General features: G+C 56.6%; 18 protein-coding genes. 11 read left to right on the forward strand and 7 right to left on the reverse strand.

Going from position 1 to position 21,157, the window contains the following annotated elements; genetic code table 11:
* Both B3Y70_RS12580 and B3Y70_RS12585 read left to right on the forward strand, forming a co-directional pair.
* Positions 1 to 938 (forward strand): aspartate aminotransferase family protein (locus tag B3Y70_RS12580; protein ID WP_288589913.1); only part of this gene is annotated, 938 nt, incomplete at its 5' end.
* A 106-nt stretch (positions 939 to 1,044) separates the two neighbouring features.
* Positions 1,045 to 1,812 (forward strand): VC0807 family protein, encoded by a 768-nt coding sequence (locus B3Y70_RS12585; protein ID WP_273030935.1) that lies wholly within the window; start codon positions 1,045 to 1,047, stop codon positions 1,810 to 1,812.
* A gap of 99 nt (positions 1,813 to 1,911) precedes the next feature.
* Here B3Y70_RS12585 and gyrB read toward each other — a convergent pair whose 3' ends face one another.
* The 5 genes from gyrB to dnaA all read right to left on the reverse strand — a co-directional run bounded on the left by gyrB (position 1,912) and on the right by dnaA (position 9,540).
* A complete protein-coding gene (gyrB, locus tag B3Y70_RS12590; RefSeq protein WP_273030937.1) occupies positions 1,912 to 4,326 on the reverse strand; it encodes a DNA topoisomerase (ATP-hydrolyzing) subunit B in 2,415 nt (804 codons plus the stop codon).
* A gap of 71 nt (positions 4,327 to 4,397) precedes the next feature.
* Positions 4,398 to 5,519, reverse strand: a complete 1,122-nt coding sequence (recF, locus tag B3Y70_RS12595) for a DNA replication/repair protein RecF (protein ID WP_228224540.1) — start codon at positions 5,517 to 5,519, stop codon at positions 4,398 to 4,400.
* A gap of 103 nt (positions 5,520 to 5,622) precedes the next feature.
* Entirely contained in the window at positions 5,623 to 6,894 is a 1,272-nt protein-coding gene (locus B3Y70_RS12600) for an ABC1 kinase family protein (protein ID WP_228224541.1), read from the reverse strand.
* Positions 6,895 to 6,912: 18 nt separating this feature from the next.
* On the reverse strand, positions 6,913 to 8,016 hold the full coding sequence (gene dnaN, locus B3Y70_RS12605) for a DNA polymerase III subunit beta (RefSeq protein ID WP_114434618.1): 1,104 nt from the start codon (positions 8,014 to 8,016) through the stop codon (positions 6,913 to 6,915).
* A gap of 60 nt (positions 8,017 to 8,076) precedes the next feature.
* A complete protein-coding gene (gene dnaA / locus B3Y70_RS12610; protein ID WP_011783582.1) occupies positions 8,077 to 9,540 on the reverse strand; it encodes a chromosomal replication initiator protein DnaA in 1,464 nt (487 codons plus the stop codon).
* 643 nt (positions 9,541 to 10,183) lie between these two features.
* On the opposite strand from dnaA, the gene rpmH reads away from it, so the two are divergent.
* From rpmH to B3Y70_RS12640, 6 genes are all read left to right on the forward strand, one after another.
* Positions 10,184 to 10,318 carry a 50S ribosomal protein L34 gene (rpmH, locus tag B3Y70_RS12615; protein WP_008940054.1) on the forward strand — a complete coding sequence of 45 codons (135 nt, stop codon included), beginning with the start codon at positions 10,184 to 10,186 and terminating at the stop codon, positions 10,316 to 10,318.
* A gap of 15 nt (positions 10,319 to 10,333) precedes the next feature.
* Positions 10,334 to 10,732, forward strand: a complete 399-nt coding sequence (gene rnpA, locus B3Y70_RS12620; protein ID WP_011787298.1) for a ribonuclease P protein component — start codon at positions 10,334 to 10,336, stop codon at positions 10,730 to 10,732.
* Complete coding sequence (yidD, locus tag B3Y70_RS12625) at positions 10,732 to 11,025, forward strand: membrane protein insertion efficiency factor YidD (protein WP_121208021.1); 294 nt, start codon at positions 10,732 to 10,734, stop codon at positions 11,023 to 11,025. The genes rnpA and yidD overlap by 1 nt, the downstream gene beginning before the upstream one ends.
* 4 nt (positions 11,026 to 11,029) lie before the next feature.
* A complete protein-coding gene (gene yidC / locus B3Y70_RS12630) occupies positions 11,030 to 12,733 on the forward strand; it encodes a membrane protein insertase YidC (protein WP_273030941.1) in 1,704 nt (567 codons plus the stop codon).
* Positions 12,734 to 12,805: 72 nt separating this feature from the next.
* Entirely contained in the window at positions 12,806 to 14,176 is a 1,371-nt protein-coding gene (mnmE, locus tag B3Y70_RS12635; protein ID WP_023011910.1) for a tRNA uridine-5-carboxymethylaminomethyl(34) synthesis GTPase MnmE, read from the forward strand.
* A gap of 165 nt (positions 14,177 to 14,341) precedes the next feature.
* On the forward strand, positions 14,342 to 15,091 hold the full coding sequence (locus B3Y70_RS12640) for a substrate-binding periplasmic protein (RefSeq protein WP_014423150.1): 750 nt from the start codon (positions 14,342 to 14,344) through the stop codon (positions 15,089 to 15,091).
* A 67-nt stretch (positions 15,092 to 15,158) separates the two neighbouring features.
* Here the strand turns inward: B3Y70_RS12640 and thpD are convergent, their stop codons facing one another.
* Together thpD and B3Y70_RS12650 are read right to left on the reverse strand one after the other, a co-directional pair.
* Entirely contained in the window at positions 15,159 to 16,094 is a 936-nt protein-coding gene (gene thpD / locus B3Y70_RS12645) for an ectoine hydroxylase (protein ID WP_011787293.1), read from the reverse strand.
* A 195-nt stretch (positions 16,095 to 16,289) separates the two neighbouring features.
* Positions 16,290 to 18,110, reverse strand: a complete 1,821-nt coding sequence (locus tag B3Y70_RS12650; RefSeq protein ID WP_273030943.1) for an acyl-CoA dehydrogenase C-terminal domain-containing protein — start codon at positions 18,108 to 18,110, stop codon at positions 16,290 to 16,292.
* 310 nt (positions 18,111 to 18,420) lie between these two features.
* Here B3Y70_RS12650 and B3Y70_RS12655 point away from each other — a divergent pair, with 310 nt between their 5' ends.
* The 3 genes from B3Y70_RS12655 to B3Y70_RS12665 all read left to right on the forward strand — a co-directional run.
* On the forward strand, positions 18,421 to 18,933 hold the full coding sequence (locus B3Y70_RS12655; protein ID WP_374730301.1) for a DUF3833 domain-containing protein: 513 nt from the start codon (positions 18,421 to 18,423) through the stop codon (positions 18,931 to 18,933).
* A 23-nt stretch (positions 18,934 to 18,956) separates the two neighbouring features.
* Positions 18,957 to 20,051: an efflux RND transporter periplasmic adaptor subunit gene (locus B3Y70_RS12660; RefSeq protein WP_272999306.1), complete on the forward strand. Its 1,095-nt coding sequence runs from the start codon at positions 18,957 to 18,959 to the stop codon at positions 20,049 to 20,051.
* A 3-nt stretch (positions 20,052 to 20,054) separates the two neighbouring features.
* A partial coding sequence (locus tag B3Y70_RS12665; RefSeq protein WP_288589917.1) for an efflux RND transporter permease subunit occupies positions 20,055 to 21,157 on the forward strand: 1,103 nt, incomplete at its 3' end.

Here is a 21,157-nt window from a genome sequence, read left to right on the forward strand (position 1 = left end):
TGGAAAACGCGGTCAAGATTGCCCGCGCAGCCACCGGCAAAAACAACGTTATCTGTTTTGACGGCGGTTACCACGGCCGCACCTTCTTCACCATGGCCATGAACGGCAAGGCCGCCCCTTACCAGACCTCCTTCGGGCCCATGCCCGGCCTGGTCTACCGAGCGCCTTATCCGGTGCCTTACCATGGCATTTCCGAAGAAGAGTCCCTGCGTGGCCTGGCGATGGCCATGAAGGCCGACTCCCCGGCCCATGAGACCGCCGCCATCGTATTGGAACCGGTTCTGGGTGAGGGTGGTTTCTACCCGGCACCGCCAAGTTTCCTGAAAGCCATCCGCAAGATCTGCGATGAAAACGACATCATGATGATCGTGGATGAAGTGCAAAGTGGCTTTGGCCGCACCGGCAAGCTGTTCGCCATCGAACACAGTGGTATTGAGCCGGACATTATGACCATGGCCAAATCCATGGCCGATGGCATGCCCATCTCGGCCATCGTCGGCACGGACAAGGTGATGGACTCCTCCGGCCCGAACTCCCTGGGCGGTACCTACACCGGCAGCCCCACCGCGTGCGCCGCCGCCCTGGCGGTGTTCGATGTCATCAAGGAAGAAGATATCCTTGGCAGGAGCCAGCGCCTGGGCGAGAAACTCAGAACCCGGTTCGACCAATGGCAGGAGCAGTTCACCCATGTGGACAACGCTCGCAATCTGGGCCCCATGGCGGCCTTTGAGCTGGTGGAAAGCAAGGATAATCACAAGCCCATGCCAGAACTGGCCGGGGCCATTACCAAGAAGGCAAAGGAGAAAGGACTGATCCTGCTGAGTTGCGGTATGCACGGCAACACACTGCGGTTCCTGATGCCGGTGACCATCGAAGACGAAGTGCTGGAAGAAGGGCTGAATATTGTTGAGGAATGCCTGAAGGAAGTGGGCGCCTGAACCAGGCGGTTACGTCTGACTTCCTATTCGTCGTATACTGCCGGAAGCTCTTTCCGGCAGTGCCCTCCTCGGGTTCTGCCGTTGATTCACCGATCAGGCGGTAACCATGACGTCCCAGAGTAATTCTCCCACTCCCGACCACCAACCCAGACCCTGGATCGACCTGCTGGTCAGTATCATCATTCCCTCGGTGATTCTGATGAAGTTCAGTGGTGACGAACACCTCGGCAGCGTCAATGCGCTGATCATCGGCCTGGCGTTTCCCCTGGGCTGGGGCCTGTTCGAGCTGGTCCGCTACCACAAGAAAAACTTCATCGCCTTGCTGGGCCTGATCAGTGTCGGCCTCACCGGCGGCATTGGTTTACTGGAACTGGATGCCGGCTGGCTCGCCATCAAGGAAGCGGCCGTGCCCGCCGTCATTGGTCTGGCGGTACTGGTGTCTACGCGCACCAGGTACCCCCTGGTTCGTACTCTGCTTTATAACCCGAATGTGCTGGACGTGGACAAGATTCAGGCCTCACTGGAAGAAAAGAGCTGCGTGGAGGAGTTTGAAGGGCGCCTACTTAAGGCCAGCTATTTCTTTGCCGGCACCTTCCTGTTCTCGTCCATCATGAATTATGTGCTGGCGAAATGGATTGTGGTGAGCCCTTCGGGCACCCAGGCCTTCAATGAGGAACTGGGCCGCATGACCCTGGTGAGCTATCCGATGATTGCCATCCCCTCCATGGTGATGATGATGCTGATTTTCTATTATCTCTGGCGCACCATCCGGCGCCTGACGGGGTATACCCTGGAAGAGGTGATGGCGCCACACCTGATTGAAAAGGAAAAAGAAAAGGAGCGGAAGAGGGCAGAGTCCGGCTCCTCCAAATAGGTTATTACAACACCGGTTTCCGGGTTCCCCGGACACCCATAAAAAAAGGTGGCATCCACAAGGAGCCACCGTTTTTTATTGCCAACAAGGTTTGTCTGATCAGATATCCAGGTTGGTTACTTCCAGCGCGTTGCTCTGGATGAAGTCCCGCCGTGGCTCCACATCATCCCCCATCAGTGTGGTGAAGATCTGGTCGGCAGCAATCGCATCCTCAATGGTAACCTTCATCATCCGGCGGGTTTCCGGATCCATGGTGGTTTCCCAGAGCTGATCCGGGTTCATTTCACCCAGACCCTTGTATCGCTGGATGTTCAGGCCACGCTGGGCTTCCTTCATCAGCCACTCCAGGGCGCCCTCAAAGGACAGCACAGACTGCTTGCGCTCGCCACGCTGGATGTAGGCGCCATCCTCGATCAGCCCCTCCAGGGTCTCGCCCAGGCGCGCAATGGCACCGTACGAAGAAGACTCAAAGAAGTCATGACTGAACACATGCTCATGGGGAATGCCATGCACAAAGATGGTGACCTTGGGCAGGTACAGGCCCCGTTCCTCATCGCGAGTCACAGAGAAGGTGTACTTGGTACCGGTTCGGGTATCCAGATCAAGACCTTCACCCAGGCGCGCCACCCAGCGGGCCACTTCGGTCTCGTCCCTCAGGTGTTCCGGCTTGAGCGCGCTGTTGTAGACCATCTGTTGCAGTACCTTGGCCGGATAGGCCCGGGACAGGCGATCGATCATCGCCATCACTGCCTGATAGTCCTTCACCATGGTTTCCAGCGCGGAATCCTTGATGGCCGGTGCTTCCGGGTTTACATACAGCTGGGCGCCTTCCAGAGCCGTCTGGGTCAGATAGGCTTCTTTCGCCTTCTCGTCCTTCAGGTATTGCTCCTGTTTGCCACGTTTGACCTTGTACAGCGGCGGCATGGCGATGAATACATGGCCGCGCTCGATGATTTCCCGCATCTGGCGGAACAGGAAGGTCAGCAGCAGAGTACGGATGTGAGAACCGTCCACATCGGCATCGGTCATGATGATGATGGAGTGATAACGGAGTTTGTCCGGGTTGAATTCTTCCCGGCCGATGCCACAACCCAGCGCGGTGATCAGGGTGCCGACCTCGGCAGAGGACAGCATCTTGTCAAAGCGGGCTTTCTCGACGTTCAGGATCTTACCTTTCAGGGGCAGGATGGCCTGGGTCTTACGATCACGGCCCTGCTTGGCACTACCACCCGCAGAATCACCCTCCACAATGAACAGTTCGGAGAGGGCAGGGTCTTTTTCCTGGCAGTCCGCCAGCTTGCCGGGCAGGCCGGCAATGTCCAGGGCGCCCTTACGGCGGGTCATATCCCGTGCCTTACGGGCTGCTTCCCGGGCACGGGCCGCTTCGATCATCTTGTTAACGATCTGCTTGGCTTCGTTGGGTTGCTCCTGCAGGTACTCCGCAAAGCTCTGATACAGTTCCTGCTCCACCGCCGTCTTCACTTCCGAGGACACCAGCTTGTCCTTGGTCTGGGAGGAGAACTTGGGATCGGGCACTTTCACACTGATGATAGCGGTCAGGCCTTCCCGGGCATCATCACCGGAGGTCGCTACCTTGGCTTTCTTGCCCAGGCCTTCATGATCAATGTAGTTGTTCAGAGAGCGGGTCAGTGCTGCCCGGAAACCGGCCAGGTGAGTACCACCATCCCGCTGGGGAATATTGTTGGTGAAGCAGTAGATGTTTTCCTGGAAGGCATCGTTCCACTGCATGGCCACTTCAACCGCAATGCCATCTTCCCGCTCACGGTTGAAATGGAAGACACGATTGATGGCTGTCTTGTTGGTATTCAGGTGCTCAACAAAGGCCCGCAGACCACCTTCATATTCAAAAATCTCCTCCTTGCCTGAACGCTCATCCGTCAGGCGGATACGCACACCACTGTTCAGGAAAGCGAGTTCCCGCAGGCGCTTGGCCAGGATGTCGTAATGGAACTGGATATGAGTGAAGGTTTCCGGAGAGGGAATAAAGTGAACCTTGGTACCGGAGGCATCGGTTTCACCGACTTCGCCCAGGGGCGCATTAGGTACACCGTGGGTGTAGCTCTGCTCATAGACCTTGCCATCCCGGCGGATGGTGAGGGTCAGCGAGGAAGACAGGGCGTTGACCACAGACACACCCACACCGTGCAGACCGCCGGAGACCTTGTAGGAGTTGTCGTCGAACTTACCGCCGGCGTGCAACACAGTCATGATGACTTCGGCGGCCGAAACACCTTCCTCTTCATGCAGATCGACCGGGATACCGCGACCATTGTCTTTTACGGTAATGGATTCGTCCGGGTGGATGATGATGCCGATTTCAGAACAGTAACCAGCCAGAGCCTCATCGATGGAGTTATCCACCAACTCAAAGACCATGTGATGCAGGCCGGTGCCATCGTCGGTATCACCGATGTACATACCGGGCCGTTTACGCACCGCGTCGAGTCCTTTGAGGACTTTGATACTGGAGGAATTGTAGTTCGATTCACTCATTAAAAGAGACTCCTGGAGGTGAGCCCAGCCCTGGCGACAGACACGATCATTCGCGAACCCGCCCGGCTCAGCTATTCTTCCGTCAATTGTCCATGTTCCACGTGGAACATTCTGTATTCAGGTGTATCCCCATCGTGCCACAACGTGTCCGGTTCCGGATGCTCAATGGAGGTGATAAACACCTGACAACGCAGTTCCTGTAAGTTGCGAGCCAGCATAACGCGATGACGAACATCCAATTCGGCGTTGATATCGTCCAACAGAAACGTCACCTGTTTGCCAAGATCACTCAACACCTTGCCCTGAGCAATCTTCATCAGGATCACCAGTGTCTTTTGCTGCCCCCGCGAGAACGTTTCCGCCACCGGACGACCACCAAACTTCAGACGGATATCCGCCCGGTTCGGGCCGTACAAGGTGTGGCCCATCCGACGTTCCTGTTCGCGATGGTTGACCAATACTTCGGTCAACGCTGTGCTTCGATCCCAGCCCGGATAAAAGTCCATCTTCAGACCTTCCACCCAGGGCGCATCCAGCTCCGCCAACACCGATTCAAAAGCGATCTTGAAGCGTTGGAAAACGGTTTCCCGGATGTCACTCAACGACTCCGCCAAGGCGCCGTACTGGGAATCCCAGACCCGCATCAACGATTCGTCCAGTCTACCATTTCTCAGCATTTGATTCCGCTGTGACGTGACTCTCTGAACCTGTTGCCACAGGGAAGAAAAGGAAGGTTCCACGTGGAACACTAACCAATCCAGAAACTGCCGACGCTTACCCGGGCCACCAGCAACAATGTCGAATACCCCGGGATCAATGACCGAGACCGGCAGATGCATCGCCAGAAACGAAAGACTGCGAACCGCCTCACCATCTACCCGCAACTGGGTTTCCTTGAGGCTGACATCCCGGGAAATACCAATTCTGTGCTCAACCTTCTCTGAAGACTCTTGCGCCAAAAGACCTGAATCCAGTGCCCCGAAGACAGTCAGTTTCGATTGCCCGTGGGCCACCACTGCCTGATGCCGGCTGACCCGAAACGACCGACCAAGACCCAGATAGCCAATCGCTTCCAGAATACTGGTTTTACCGCTGCCATTGGCGCCATAAAGAAGATTGAAGGACGGTGAAAATTCTACAGGCGCAGATAACAGGTTTCGGAAGTGCTGTGTCTGGAGTTTGACTAGCGCCATAGGTTAACGGAGTGCTCAGGCTGAAAATTCGGACGACCAAAACGAGAAAGGGCGATACCGTTTCCGATATCGCCCTAGTGTACTAGAAACCCCGGTAGACCGGTTAATGAAGCATGGTTAGCCGTTCGTCCATGAACACATCCATTTCCGGCGCCAGGATGTGAACATAGCGGTCAAAATACAAGAACTGCTTGAGCAGCAAGGCGAATTCACGGGGGAAATGCAAACCGTGACTTTCGCCAACCTTTACCATGTCCATCAGGATATTATTCACGTCGTCCTCGGCCCGTTCCACTTCATAGGGCACATCATCCGGCACCATACGATCCATCTGACGATACAGACGCTGAAGATCCGCAGACAGATCGTCCACCCGCACGGTGTGCCGGGTGACGCCAATCCGGATCATGGCGTCGGCCATACCATCAAAATTGCCCACCATAATCGCGGAAATGAAATCACTCACGGCCTGCCAGGTATCCGGTCTGATACGCCCGACAATGCCGAAATCGATAAAACCAACCCGACCATCCTCAAGCACCATCAGGTTACCGGCATGAACGTCTGCGTGAAAAAACTCGCATTGGGTCAGGCTGGCAAACCAGGTGTTCATGGCGGTTATCAATGTCCGCTCCGGATCACGGGAAAAGCCTCGAATACTCTCAAGATCCGTTAATGGGACCCCGCGGAAACGTTCCATGGTCAGAATCCGGCGAGTACTGCAATGCTCGTACACCCGCGGCACGGTCGCATCTTCATTGTGAGTATTCTGCAAAAACTCCCGGAAGACTTTCAGGTTGTTGGCCTCTTTGATGAAATCGCATTCTTCCATCATGGTTTTCTGGATTTCATCAACAATGCCGGACATGGAGGTCCAGGACAGTTTCGGGGCCAGCGTCTCAAGCATTCGGGCAGACAGGTAAAGGAAGTTGAGGTCCGTCAGCAGAATGTTTTCCACACCCGGCTTCTGAACCTTGATCACCACTTCCTCACCCGTTACCAGGCGAGCAGCATGAACCTGGGCAATGGATGCCGAAGCCAGTGCGACCGGATCAATTTCCGAATACACCTGATCAATAGGGCGACCAAGCTCGTCCCGGATGATCTTCTTGATTACGCTGAAGGGAAGGCTCGGGGTCTTGTCGAGGCAGAACTGGAACTCCTCCACATATTCCTTCGGGAAAAAGGTCGGCGAGCTGGCAATAAATTGTCCCAATTTGATGTAGGTTGCGCCCAGGCTTTCGAAGGTCTGCCTTAACAATTTCGGGGCAGGGGGCCGATCGCCCCGAACCCAGTTTACCCCGGTGCGGCCAAGCACAGACAGGGTCTGACCGATCCTGAACGCGCCTTTGATTCCATTCGTTACAGCACCCATAGAGCCCTCCAAACCTGATTACAGTCGCATCGGCATGACAACATACAGGCAGCGGTTGTCGTTCTGAGCCTCAATCAGCGCGCTGCTGTTGGGATTCGACAACGTAATCTTCACCTGGTCATCATCCAGTGCATTCATGACATCTACCAGATAGCCTACATTAAACCCGATCTGCAGTGATTCGCCCTGATACTCCACCGGCAACGCATCTTCAGCCTGTTCCTGATCAGGGTTATTGGCGAACACCTGCAACTGGTTGGGAGAAAGGTTCAGGCGCACACCACGGATGTTCTCGTGCGACAGAATGCCCGCCCGCTGCAGGGTACTTTTCAGCGTTGAACGATCCGCCAGTACGGTTTTGTCACCGCCTCGCGGGATCACCCGGTTGTAATCCGGGAACTTTCCTTCAATCAACTTGGAGGTAAAGGTATAGCTGCCCACCGTCGCCCGCAGATGATTGTCACCGATGACCAGCGTAACCGGCGATTCTTCATCATCCAGAAGCCGGGCCAGTTCCAGTACACCTTTACGAGGCACAATAACCTGCCGCAACTCTGGACACCCGGTATCCAGATCGAACTGGGCCATGGCCAGACGATGACCATCGGTAGCCACAACCCGGGCATGATTCACATCCACTTCCAGCAACAACCCGTTCAGGTAATAACGCACATCCTGCTGGGCCATGGCGAACGCAGTGGCATCCAGCATGCGACCGAGCTCTTTCTGTGGCAATGCCAGACGGAAGCTTTCCGGCTCATCTTCGACATTGGGAAAGTGCTCCGCCGGCAGCGTCGACAGGGTGAAGTGGGAATTTCCGGCGCGCAGATGCAGACGATCGCCTTCCAGTGCCAGATCGATAGGCGCCTCATCCCCCAGGGCCCGACAGATATCCGCCAACTTCCGCGCCGGAACCGTGATACGACCAGGCTGATCCACATGGACTGGTGCTACCCGAGCCACCAGCTCCACTTCCATATTGGTACCGGTCAGTGTCAGCATATTGTCTTCCGCTTCCAGCAGGACGTTGGACAACACCGGCATGGTCTGTTTCTTTTCCACAACGCCCGCGATGCTTTGCAGCGGGGTGATCAGTGATTCACGGCTGATGGTCAGTTTCATGGCACTCGGCTTCAGTTATCGGAAGTGAATGTATGTGTTGTTCGTACGGGCCACCTTCAATCAGGTGGTCAGCAATCTCATAAAATTCTGATAATCCTCACGGATACCGGGATCGGTTTCCTGCAATTCAACAATCTTTTTACAGGCATGCAGAACGGTGGTGTGGTCACGCCCACCGAACGCGTCGCCAATCTCCGGCAGGCTATGGTTGGTCAGTTCCTTGGCCAGGGACATAGCCACCTGGCGCGGCCGGGTGACTGTGCGAGTGCGGCGTTTGGACAGCAGATCCGCCACCTTGATCTTGTAGTACTCAGCCACCGTTCGCTGGATATTATCGATGCTCACCTGCTTTTCATGCAGGGCCAGGAGATCCTTGAGGCTCTCACGGATAAACGGCGGGGTAATCTCCGAGCCAGTGAAGTGAGCATTCGCTATCACCAGACGCAGCGCCCCTTCAAGCTCACGAACGTTTGATCGGATTTTCTGTGCAATAAAGAACGCGGCCTCGCTGCTGAGTTTCACATTGGCCTGTTCCGCCTTCTTCATCAGGATCGCCACCCGTGTTTCCAGTTCCGGAGGCTCGACCATCACCGTCAGGCCCCAGCCAAAGCGGGATTTCAGCCGCTCCTCCATATCAGAGATTTCTTTCGGGAAACGGTCACAGGTCACGATCACCTGCTGGCCACCTTCAAGCAGCGCATTAAAGGTGTGGAAAAACTCTTCCTGAGAGCGTTCCTTGCGGGCAAAAAACTGGATATCGTCAATCAGCAGCGCATCCACCGACCGGTAATAGCGTTTGAACTCATTGATGGCGTTCAGCTGCAGTGCCTTGACCATGTCGGCCACAAACCGTTCCGAACGCAGATAGGCTACCTTCGCGCGCGGGTTGCGACGCACAATCTCATTGCCAATGGCATGCATCAGGTGGGTTTTACCCAGGCCCACACCGCCATAGAGAAACAGCGGGTTGTAGGCACCACCGGGGTTTTCTGCCACCTGCATGGAGGCAGCCCGGGCCAGCTGGTTCGATTTACCCTCGACAAAGGTATCGAAGGTAAAGGTTTCGTTAAGAAAACTCTGGTGTTTGATATCACCTTCTACCTGCACCGGACGGCGCTCGGCCTGGGCCTTGGGTGCCGGCGCAGACATCGCTCTTGGTGCTGAGTCCGCAACAGTAGCCGCAACACTTCTTTCTTCTTCCGTAACGGTCTGCTCGGTTTCTTCCGAGACCCGGACCGGCGGCGCCACTTCGGAGCGAACCACCGGATCTGTGGGCTTGGGCGCAGAGCCCACTTTCATCATGACTCGTGGCGCCTGACCACCATTCAGATCCTTCAATACTTCTTCTATACGGCGGAGGTATTTTTCGTTGACCCAGTCCATCACAAACCGGTTCGGGGCAAACAGCATGAGCTGCCCTTCCCGGTGATCAGACTGAAGGGGCCTCAACCAGGTATTGAACTGCTGTGCGGGAAACTCATCCCGGAGTACTTCAAGACATTGATGCCACATACTGTTCGGCACGACCGCCTGCTCCCGAAAACCTGACTGATAAGGCACCGTTAAACCAACGCCAACCGGTGCCTGAAGTGACCGGAGATTCTAACCTGCACGAGCCTTCAGTAAAAGGCCGGAAACCTTTGTCATAAACACCCTGTGGAAACTTTTCTTCATATTTTTCAGATTGTTTCAGACATATCTACAGCCTTGTGTACAGAAAATGCCTGAAAAAAAGTTATTCACAGGAGCTTGTGCAAAGCCGGGGTTCAGTCCTGTGGGAAAGATCTTGACGGATACTTGCATAACTCGGTTCACCATCACCTATCCCACTTGTGCACAATCCGTGATGACGAAATCCACAGGGCTCACGGGTATCTGTCACAAGCTTTGTCATGGCATTAATCTCATGATTATTCAGATTAAATTTCTCTTATCCACAGAAATCAAGGTGCCTAATAACAGTAATAAATATCTTTGAAAGAATTTTAAAAAGACCTTACAGATTCTATTACTCGCCATGTCGGTTAGTACCCATGCCAGAATCTTGCCTGACCAAACTATAACCATTGAACTTGCACCGGTATTTGACTAGAATGCCGCTCCTGTTTTGGCTGTCTATTTTCCAGCCAGTGATCAATGTCCATCGACGATTTGTGAGAACATCACCATGAAAAGAACATTCCAACCGAGCGTCCTGAAGCGCAAGCGCGTTCACGGTTTCCGTGCCCGTATGGCGACAGCCAATGGTCGCAAGGTACTGTCTCGTCGCCGTGCCAAGGGCCGTGCACGCCTGTCTGCGTAATCTGAAGCCTGCCTCATGAAGGCCTTGACGTTTCCGAAGTCTCACAGGCTGTTGAAACCTTCGGATTACAGCAGGGTCTTCAATGACGTAACGCTGAAAGTTCCGCACAGGAATTTTCTGATCCTGGCCTCTGCCAACTCATTGGGACACGCCAGGGTCGGATTGATCTTCTCCAAGAAGAATCTTCGGCTCGCCGTTCAGAGAAACCGGATCAAGCGTCAGGTAAGGGAAACCTTCCGGCTCCAACCAGATCTGCCAGGCCTTGATATCATTGTGCTCGGCCGCCAGGGGCTGGATCGGCTGGATAACGATACGGTCCGTTCCTCACTGAATGATCTTTGGCATCGGGTAAAGAAAAAATACCGGCAGTCCACGCCTGATCAATCCGTCGGCAATCCCAGAGGTACGGAGTAATGCGTCAACTCCTGCTCTTGCCCATCCGGTTCTACCAGTATGCCATCAGTCCGATGATGGCCAGCCATTGCCGTCATTACCCTACCTGTTCACAATACGCCCTCGAGGCCATCCAACATCACGGACCTCTGAAAGGCGGTTACCTGGCAACAGCCCGGCTACTCAGGTGTCATCCCTGGGCAGAAGGCGGTTATGATCCGGTACCGGGAACGGAACTGAATACGGCGCCTCGCTCCGGCCAGGCCTGCAATCCGACAGAAAGCACTCATTCCACTACTCAGACCAGACACTAAGTTTATGGATATTCAACGCATCGTTTTGTTTGCCGGCCTCGCCATTGTCAGTTACCTGATGGTACTTGCCTGGAACGAGGATTATCACCAGCCTCAAACAGAACAGGTTGCCGAGGCGCAATCTCCCTCAGACAGCAGTGCTACCAACAACACCGATGACATGATCCTGCCTGAGGATAACAACGCAGGCGGTGAAGAGTTTGCAACGCCAGAGACCGGCTCACTCGCGACAACCTCCGCCAGCAGCGATCAGGATCTGGCAGATCGTTTCATTACCGTGACCACGGATGTTTACGAGCTGAAGATCGACCGCGTAGGCGGTAATGTGGTTGACAGTTCCCTGTTACAATACGACGAGTCTCTGGACAGCGAACAGCCACTGAAACTGCTGACCAATACCAGTACCCGCACCTATCTCCTGGAAAGTGGCCTGATCGGTCGCGATGGCCCGGATGGCAGCCAGGCCGGTGACGCTCCTGTATTTCAGGCAGAAACCGGCAGTTACCAGCTGGCGGAAGGGGAAGATGAACTGACCATCGACCTGGTGTACACCACTGACAGCGGTGTAGCCATCACCAAACGCTATCATCTGTCCCGCAACAGCTATCAGATTGATGTCAGCTACCTGATCGATAACCGTTCAGAAAGCCCATGGCAAGGTAACTTCACCGGCAAGATCGTACGCGATCAGGCGCCAGATCCGACCTCCCAGGCCAGCATGGGAATCCGGGCTTATCTGGGCATGGTGATCAGTACCCCGGAAGATCCGTATGAGAAGTACGATTTCGAGGATCTGTCAGAGAAGCGCGTCAATCAGTCCGTCACCAATGGCTGGCTGGCCTTCCTGCAGCATTACTACCTGACCGCATGGGTCCCCGAGCGGGATCAGAAAGCCCAGTTCCAGACCACCCGACGGGGCGATCTCCATGTCATGGGCTTTGTTTATCCTGCGACGACGGTAGCACCGGGTGAGACCGCAGAAGTGGGCGCCACTGCTTATGTCGGTCCCAAGATCATTGATCGGCTGGAAGCTCTGGCTCCGAACCTGGATCGCACCGTTGATTTCGGCTGGCTGTTCTTCATTTCCCTGCCGCTGTTCTACATTCTTGAATGGTTCTATGGCCTCGTCGGTAACTGGGGTGTCGCTATCATCCTGCTGACGGTGTTGGTAAAAGCGGTGTTCTTCCACCTCTCCGCCACCAGCTATCGCTCCATGGCGAAAATGCGCGCGGTTGCTCCGCAACTGACCCGGCTGAAAGAGCTCTATGGCGACGATCGCCAGCGCATGTCCCAGGAAATGATGGCGCTGTACAAGCGCGAGAAAATCAATCCGCTCGGGGGCTGTCTGCCAATCCTGGTGCAGATGCCGGTGTTCATCTCACTTTACTGGGTACTGTTTGAAAGTGTCCAGTTGCGTCATGCGCCGTTCATGCTGTGGATTCAGGATCTGTCCCAGATGGACCCGTACTTCATCCTGCCGATCCTGATGGGCGCCAGCATGTTCATCCAGATGAGCCTGAACCCGACGCCCCCGGACCCCATGCAGGCCAAGATCATGAAGCTGATGCCGCTGATCTTCACCGTGTTCTTCCTGTGGTTCCCGGCTGGTCTGGTTCTGTACTGGCTGGTGAACAACATTCTTTCGATCTCCCAGCAGTGGTACATTACCCGCAAGATCGAAGCGGAAACGGCAGGCAAGAAGTACTGATTCAACAGTGCTTCTGACCTGACAAAGGCTCCCTTGTGGAGCCTTTGTCATTTCTATTTCAGGAAAACCAAGATGCAGCCAGCGACTGACACCATTGCCGCCATCGCCACTGCCCCGGGCCAGGCCGGGGTGGGGATTGTCCGGGTGTCCGGACCCAGAGCCATGGCCATTGCCCGCACCATGCTGGGCTTTGAGCCAAAACCCCGGTACGCCCATTACGGCCCGTTCCGGGATCGGCAGGGAGAGCTCATTGATGAGGGCATCGGTCTGTACTTTCCCAACCCGCATTCCTTTACCGGCGAAGATGTGTTCGAGCTTCAGGGCCATGGGGGTACGGTGATCCTGGATATCCTGTTGCGGGAAGTCTGCAGCCTGGGCGCCCGGCTGGCCCGGCCCGGTGAATTTTCCGAAAGAGCGTTTCTCAATGACAAGCTGGACCTGGCTCAGGCTGAGGCCATTGCAGATCTGATTGAAAGCAGCTCGGAACAGGCGGCCCGCTGTGCCGTGCGTTCCATGCAGGGGGTGTTCTCCAAACGTGTGGATAACCTGGTGGAGGCCATCACCCATCTGCGCATCTACGTGGAAGCGGCCATCGATTTTCCGGAGGAAGAGATCGATTTCCTGGCCGATGGCAAAGTTGCTTCTGACTTGCAGGGCCTGCTGGAGCAGGTGCAGCAGATTCTCGGTGAAGCCCAACAAGGCACCATTCTGCGGGACGGCATGAAAGTGGTTATTGCCGGCCGGCCCAATGCCGGCAAATCCAGCCTGCTGAACGCCCTCGCGGGGCGGGAGGCTGCGATTGTCACCGCCATCGAGGGTACAACCCGGGATGTGTTGCGGGAACATATCCACATCGATGGTATGCCGCTGCACATTATTGATACCGCCGGCCTGCGGGACAGCCCGGACGAAGTGGAACAGATTGGTATTGCCCGGGCCTGGGAAGAAATCCGACAAGCCGATCGTATTTTGCTGATGGTGGATGCCACCACCACCGACAAAACCGAGCCCCATGAAATCTGGCCGGATTTTATTGATCAACTGCCCAGGAGTGCACCGGTGACGGTGATCCGGAACAAGGTGGATCTGTCTGGTGAACCGGTGGGTATCAGCGCCGAGTCGCATCAGACCGCTCCGGTGATTCGTCTGGCAGCAAAAGCTGCGGAGGGCCTGGAGGTTCTGCGTGAGCATCTGAAAGAATGCATCGGCTTTGCCAGCACCACCGAAGGTGGCTTCCTGGCCCGGCGCCGGCACCTGGATGCCCTGGAACGTGCCCGGGATTCCCTGCTGCAAGGACAGACTCAGTTGGAAGGTTACGGCGCCGGTGAATTGCTGGCCGAAGATCTGCGGGCCGCTCAGGATGCCCTGGGGGAAATCACCGGGCATCTGACCCCGGATGAGCTTCTGGGGAAAATATTCAGCAGTTTCTGCATCGGAAAATAATTCAGGACGGAGCCCTCAGCCCGCTCTGGCTCTCGAGTGTTCCCTTACGAAAACAAACAGTTTATCTGTAAAACAACGTTAAAAGCTCGGGTAAACTCCACTACTGTCTCATCGTGCCGCTGCCTGTGCAGCGGACCAAGTCATTCGTGGTAAAGGAGATAACCCGTGCGCAAGTTGGCCTCTCTGTTAGCTGCCACGCTGGTGTTTGCCGGCGTTTCTGTGCCCGCCCTGGGCTCAGACAAACTCTACATCTACACCGAGAACTTTCCTCCGTACAACATGAGTTCCACCGGCCGTGCCTTCGAGCATAACGGCGATGGCATTGATGGACTGTGCACCGAGATGGTGAAAGCGGTGCTGCAGGCGTCCGGGCTGGACTATGTCATCAAGCTCCGGAACTGGGATTACGGCTACAACCGGGCCCTGAACAAAAAGAACCACGGGATCTTCTGCACCACCTATACCGAAAGCCGGGCACCGCAGTTCAAGTGGGTAGGGCCATTGGCGAACAACCTGTGGACCATCTTTGCCCCGGCCGGCACCAACCTGCAGATCGACGATCTGGAAGATACCCGGGGTTTGCTGTATGCCGGCTATCGCGGTGACGTCATGACCGAATACCTGCTGGAGCGCGGCTATAAGGTCTCGGAGATGGAAAGCGACGATCTGAACCCGAAGCGCCTGGAACTGGGACAGGTTGACCTCTGGATTGCGGACCAGCTGGCCGGGCCCTATTTTGCCTCCCAGCAGGATGTGGAAGGGCTGGTTCCGGTGTATTCGTTCAACAAGACCGAACTGTACCTGGCCATGAACATGGAAACGCCGGACGAGGTGATCCAGAAACTGAATCAGGGCCTGGAAACCATCAAGAACAACGGAATCTACGAGGCTATTGAGACCAAGTACGGCCTCTGATCAGAGCTTTGTTCCATTGCAAAAGGGGAAGCCACTGGCTTCCCCTTTTTCGTTATTGGGCCATCGCTTAACCGGTGCGGCGCAGATCCGGTGAACGAACCGGGCGCAGGGCCTCGGTATGGCTGCGATTGCCCAGAAAGTCGGGCCGCGGTTTGTTGCCGCAGAATGGCTGTTCCAGACGGTTTTCCACACTGTTGTAGACGAAGAACAGATTGCTGCGGGGCCAGGGTGACATATTGGCATTGGAGGCATGCAACGTGTTGCACTCGAATATGATCAGAGAGCCCGCTGGCCCGGTAGGCGCCTGGATGCCGTACTGATCGGCCATCTTCTGCAGGTCCTGCTCGTTGGGGACCCCCAGCTCCTGCTTTTTCAGTGAGGACTGGTAGTTGTCCTCGGGCGTGCGGCCGACACAGGGCACAAACGTTTTGTGGGAGCCGGGAATCAGCATCAATGGGCCGTTGAATGGTGTGTTGTCGGTGAGGGCGATGGAAAAGCTGACGGCCCGCATGCGCGGCATACCGTCCTCGGCGTGCCAGGTCTCGAAATCCGAATGCCAGTCAAAGCCCTTGCCGTGGAAACCGGGTTTGAAATTGATGCGTGACTGGTGGATGTAGGCATCACTGCCCAGTAGCTGGTGCACCATATCCAGCAGGCGGGACTCCCGGGTCAGTCGGTCGAAGCGATCAGACAGTTCGTGGATCCCGAAAATAGAGCGGATTTCCTGCTTGCCCGGCTCAGTAATAGTGCCTTCGGAACGCAGGATGCTGTCGTCATTCTCATAGGCTCGCAGGTCGTCCCGGAAACGTTTGACTGTTTCCTGATCCAGAAAGTTGTTGAATACCAGAAAGCCGTCCCGTTCATACCGGGCCAGTTCAGTTTCGCTCAGCGGCCCATTGTGGCGGTCGGTTCCCTGGCTGTGGATAACCGGGTCCTTGCGCTCGAAACTCTCTGCCGGGCGCTCGAGGCGGGTGGGATAAAAGTCGTCAGTACGATTGTCCATTTTCGAACCTCCTTCTTTTATACGCGAGAATGGTGATGTCTCTAAAAGTTGTTAAACCTCAGTGCATTGTGAGAAAAGTGGTAAGGCAGGGGGGAAGTTGAGGTCGTATCAACGGGATTTCAACCCCGGTTTCCGGATGGTCATGAACAGTCAAAAATGTCCCGGGCAGAGCCCGGGACGGGAAAATACCGGAGGTTAACCGGTAAAGGCCATCTCTTCCGGCGCCACCTGCATGAGGTTGCGGGTCGGGCTCAGCATGCTGGTGGCGTGGGCCTGGGCCCGGGGCAGCAAGCGCTCATAATAGAACTCGGCGGTCGCCAGCTTGGTGCGGTAAAAGGCGTCAGATTCAGCGCCGCCGTTTTCCAGTTTATCGCTGGCCACCGCCGCCTGGCGTAGCCACATGTACGCCATGGTCACGTAGCCGCTGTACATCAGGAAGTCGTTGGCGGCGGCGCTGACCACGTCGCGATCCTTGCGTGCTGCCAGCATCACGCGCACGGTCAGCAGGTTCCACTGGGCGGTCAGTTTCAGCAGCTCCACCGCCATCGGCCGCAGTTGTTTGTTGGTCAGGTGCTTGCGGGCAAAATTGGCCACCTTGAGGGTGAATTCCCGCACTGCTCCGCCCTGGGTCATCAGTAAGACCTTGCGCCCGAGCAGGTCCAGGGCCTGGATGCCGGTTGTACCTTCGTACAGGGTGGCAATACGGGTATCCCGGACAATCTGCTCCATACCGTGTTCGCGGATGTAGCCATGACCGCCGAACACCTGCATGCCCAGATTGGTGGCCTCACAGCCCAGCTCGGTCAGGAATCCCTTCAGGATTGGCGTCAGGAAGCCGAGTTTGTCGTCATATTTCTCAACCTTGGCGGTATCGCCTGCGGTATGCGCTTCCACCATATGGTCCGCGATCTTGGCGGCGTAATAGAGCATGGAGCGGCCGCCTTCCGCGATGGCTTTCTGGGTCAGCAGCATACGCCGGACATCGGCATGGTGAATCAGGCTGTCTGCAACTTCATCCGGCTCTTTCTTGCCGGACAGCGCCCGCATGGAACGGCGCTCCCTGGCGTAATCCAGAGCCCACTGATAGGACAGCTCGGCGGGGCCAACCCCCTGAATTGCCGTACCGATGCGGGCTGTGTTCATAAAGGTGAACATGCACTCCAGGCCCTGATTCTCCGGGCCGATCAGATAGCCGGCGGCGCCATCGAAATTCATCACACAGGTGGCCGAAGCCTTGATGCCCATTTTCTTCTCCAGCGCGCCGCAACTGACGGCGTTGCGCTCACCGACACCGCCCTGGGCATCGGGCAGGAACTTGGGCACGATAAACAGGCTGATGCCTTTGGTGCCTTTCGGGGCATCCGGCAGACGGGCCAGCACGATGTGAACGATGTTTTCGGTCAGATCGTGCTCGCCTGAGGAAATGAAGATCTTGGTGCCTGTGAGTTTGTAGCTGCCGTCGGCCTGGGGTTCGGCCCGGGTTTTGACCTGGCCCAGGTCGGTACCGCACTGGGGCTCGGTCAGGCACATGGTGCCGCCCCAGCGGCCTTCGGTCAGCGGCGCCAGATAAGTCTGTTGCTGCTGCTCATCGCCGTGCAGATAGATGGTGTTCATGGCCCCCAGGGACAGGCCCGGGTACATGGAAAAGGACCAGTTGGCGGTGCCCATCATTTCCTGCTTCAACAGGCCCATGGAGGCCGGCAGGCCCTGGCCCCCGAATTCCTCCGGTGCCGACAGGCCCTGCCAGCCGCCCATCACATATTGCTCGTAGGCTTCTTTATAGCCCTTGGGGGTGATCACTTCACCGTTTTCCAGGTGGCACCCTTCTTCGTCGCCGGACTGATACAGCGGGCTCAGCACCTCTTCGCAGAAACGGCCGCATTCGCTCAGAATGGCGTCGACAATGTCGGGCGTGGCGTTCTCACCGGAGGCCAGTGTCTGGTAGTGCCGCGGGTAATCGAATACGTCATTGAGCAGGAATTTCATGTCCCTCAGGGGCGCTTTATACACAGGCATAGCCAGTCCTCACATGCATTGATCATCCGGAATTGGTTGGGCCAGAAAGGCCACTGTGTGTGCAGTTGTACGGTATTCCCGGCGGGCTGCCATTGACGGAAAGCGCTGGTGCTGATGTCAGAATGGACAATTGGCTGAAATGACGGTTGGGCCCGGGGACTGATCGGGCACGGCCATGGGTCCGTAATGCTGTAAACGTTCTGTTGCTATCCGGTAGTCGCCAAGGAGTGTAAAAGTCATGCAAACGCAGCCTTTCCCCGGTCTTTTCCATGGTCTTCGAAGCGGTGGTCTTATACTGTTAATGACCCTGATGCTGGCAGGGTGTGCCGGGCCGAATCTGGAGGATTATCAGGGCCAGGCACCGGAGCTGGTGCCCTCGGAGTTTTTCCGGGGCGAACTTTCGGCCCGGGGGGTGGTCAAGGACTACGCCGGCCAGGTTATCCGTACCTTCGACGCAGACATTGTGGCCAGTTGGGATGAAAACGGTGTCGGTACGCTGGATGAGGTGTTCCGTTTCAACGACGGCGAGGTCCAGACCCGGATCTGGACGCTGACACCGGACAACGGCAGCTATCACGCCAGCGCCGGCGACGTGGTGGAAGCCGGCACCATGCGCTGGCAGGGCAACGCCATACACATGAATTATGTCCTGCGGGTGGCATACGGCGATGGCACGATCGATGTCCGGATGGACGACTGGATGTACCTGGTTACTCCCGACACCCTGATCAACCAGACCACCATGAGCAAGTGGGGTGTCGATGTGGGTGAAGTGGTGTTGGTGATTCAGAAACATGAAAGCGGGGCTGTCCCGCAGAACTGAACTCGGAAAGGTTTGCGATACCCATGTGGAAGCAATGGCTGATTGCGGTGGTACTGGTTGCAGCGGGTGCCGGAAGTGCGGTGTTCTTTTTGGCGATGGATTCCTCGTCCACAGAACAGGCCGGTGAGGAGCCGAGGGCCAGCAAAGTCAGTGCAGTGGCGCCCAGATTACAGCAGGTCAGGGATGAGATTCGTTCGGTGGCCAACCTCAAGGCACTGAATGCCGTGGAACTGACCACCGAAGTCACCGGTCGGGTGGTGCAGATCAACCTCGAACCCGGACAGAAAGTATCTCAGGGCGATGTCCTGTTACGTCTCGACGATCGTCAGGCCCGTGCCGATCTCCAGGTGATTGAAGCCCAGCTGGCCGATGCCAGGCGGCAACTGGAGCGGGCCCAGCGTTTGCGCTCCAACAATAGCGTGTCCCAGTCCCAGGTGGATGAACTGGTCACCGCCGTGAGTGTGGCTGAAGCCCAGCGACAGGCTGCCCGGGTGCGGCTGGAAAACCATCGCATTGAAGCGCCGTTCTCCGGTGTGGTGGGCCTGAGCGACATCAGCGTGGGGGCATATCTGCAAGCGGGCACCACCATTACCACGCTGGACACCACCGATCGAATGGAAATGGGTTTTGCGGTTCCGGAACGTTTTGTCGGCCAGGTTCGGGTAGGCCAATCGGTGATTGCCTCCTCGCCGGCATTCCCAGACGAGGTCTTCCGGGGAGAGCTGGTGGAACTCGCCACCCGCATCAGCGAATTGAGCCGAACCCTGTCGGTGCGAGCCTTTATCGATAATCCGGACGGTCGTCTGCGGCCGGGCCAGTTCATGTCGGCGTCACTGACCCTGCAGGAACGGGAAGGGCTGGTGATTCCGGAGCAGGCAGTGATGATTCGTGGCGACGACAAGTATGTGTTTGTTGCCGAAGACGGCGTGGCACGCCGGGTATCGGTGGCGACCGGTTCGCGCATGCCCGGTCTGGTGGAAATTACCTCTGGCCTGACCCTGGACGATGCCGTGGTAGTAACCGGGCAGGATCGCCTGAGTACCGGCGACCGCATTGAAGTACAGAGTAACGACCAGGCGATTCCGGAAAACCGGTTTGCCCGGACCGTGGAGTCCTGATCCATGGTGCTGTCCGATGTCTCCATCAAACGCCCGGTGTTTGCCACCGTTCTGAGCCTGCTGATTGTCGTATTCGGCGTGGCCGCCTTGCTGGGCTTGCCGGTTCGGGAGTATCCGGATATTGATCCGCCGGTGGTTTCGGTGTCCACCGATTACACCGGCGCTGCGGCGGAAGTGGTCGACACCCAGATTACCCAGGTGATTGAAGGGGCCATCAGTGGCATTGAAGGCATTCGCTCCATCGAATCCTCAACCGAACAGGGTGAATCCCGAACCTCAATAGAATTTGATACCTCCCGGGATGTCGACATTGCCGCCAACGACGTACGCGATGCGGTGTCCAGGGTTCTGAACCAGTTGCCGGATGAGGCCGATCCCCCGGTGGTTCAAAAAGCCGATTCCGATGCCCGGCCAATGATGTGGATAACTCTGATCAGTGACGTCTGGGACAGTGCCGAACTCAGTGACTTTGCCGATCGGGTTCTGGCAGACCGGTTATCGGTTCTGGACGGTGTTGCCGATGTCCGGATTGGCGGTGAACGCCGTTACGCCATCCGGGTCTGGCTCGACCGCACCCGCCTGGCGGCCCGCAACATAACCGTTGCCGAGGTGGAGCAGGCACTGCGGCAGAACAACGTGGAGTTACCGGCCGGTTCAGTGGACTCCTCCACCCGCAACTTTACCGTGCGCGCGGAAGGGCGGTTGTCAAATGTGGAAGATTTCCGCAATCTGGTGATCCGCCGGGATGGCAACGACCTGTTGCGCCTGGGCGAGGTTGCCAATGTTCAGGTCGGGGTGGAATCGGATGTTGGTCGTTTGCGGGCCAATGGCGAAACCGCTATCGGGATGGGGGTAATCCGCCAGTCCAAGGCCAACACGGTAGCGGTGTCGGATGCGGTGAAGGCGGAGCTGGTGAAGATTCGCGAGACCTTGCCGCCGGAAGTGCGTATTGCCGAGAGCTATGACGAATCGGTGTTTATCCGGGCTTCGATCAAAGAGGTTCTGACCACGCTGGCGATTGCGGTATCGCTGGTGATACTGGTTATTTTCCTGTTCCTGCGCTCCTGGCGCGCAACCCTGATTCCGGCGGTCACCATTCCGGTGGC

The sequence above is a fragment of the Marinobacter sp. UBA5687 genome, assembly GCF_002420325.1.
GTDB lineage: Bacteria > Pseudomonadota > Gammaproteobacteria > Pseudomonadales > Oleiphilaceae > Marinobacter > Marinobacter nauticus.

Excerpts from the sequence above, each read along its gene's own strand:
- rpmH (WP_008940054.1), top strand. The coding sequence starts at position 10,184 with ATGAAAAGAACATTCCAACCGAGCGTCCTGAAGCGCAAGCGCGTTCAC.
- recF (WP_228224540.1), bottom strand. The coding sequence starts at position 5,519 with ATGGCGCTAGTCAAACTCCAGACACAGCACTTCCGAAACCTGTTATCT.
- B3Y70_RS12600 (WP_228224541.1), bottom strand. The coding sequence starts at position 6,894 with ATGGGTGCTGTAACGAATGGAATCAAAGGCGCGTTCAGGATCGGTCAG.
- rnpA (WP_011787298.1), top strand. The coding sequence starts at position 10,334 with ATGAAGGCCTTGACGTTTCCGAAGTCTCACAGGCTGTTGAAACCTTCG.
- B3Y70_RS12655 (WP_374730301.1), top strand. The coding sequence starts at position 18,421 with ATGCTGGCAGGGTGTGCCGGGCCGAATCTGGAGGATTATCAGGGCCAG.
- yidC (WP_273030941.1), top strand. The coding sequence starts at position 11,030 with ATGGATATTCAACGCATCGTTTTGTTTGCCGGCCTCGCCATTGTCAGT.
- B3Y70_RS12585 (WP_273030935.1), top strand. The coding sequence starts at position 1,045 with ATGACGTCCCAGAGTAATTCTCCCACTCCCGACCACCAACCCAGACCC.
- dnaN (WP_114434618.1), bottom strand. The coding sequence starts at position 8,016 with ATGAAACTGACCATCAGCCGTGAATCACTGATCACCCCGCTGCAAAGC.
- B3Y70_RS12650 (WP_273030943.1), bottom strand. The coding sequence starts at position 18,110 with ATGCCTGTGTATAAAGCGCCCCTGAGGGACATGAAATTCCTGCTCAAT.
- B3Y70_RS12660 (WP_272999306.1), top strand. The coding sequence starts at position 18,957 with ATGTGGAAGCAATGGCTGATTGCGGTGGTACTGGTTGCAGCGGGTGCC.
- yidD (WP_121208021.1), top strand. The coding sequence starts at position 10,732 with ATGCGTCAACTCCTGCTCTTGCCCATCCGGTTCTACCAGTATGCCATC.
- gyrB (WP_273030937.1), bottom strand. The coding sequence starts at position 4,326 with ATGAGTGAATCGAACTACAATTCCTCCAGTATCAAAGTCCTCAAAGGA.
- mnmE (WP_023011910.1), top strand. The coding sequence starts at position 12,806 with ATGCAGCCAGCGACTGACACCATTGCCGCCATCGCCACTGCCCCGGGC.
- thpD (WP_011787293.1), bottom strand. The coding sequence starts at position 16,094 with ATGGACAATCGTACTGACGACTTTTATCCCACCCGCCTCGAGCGCCCG.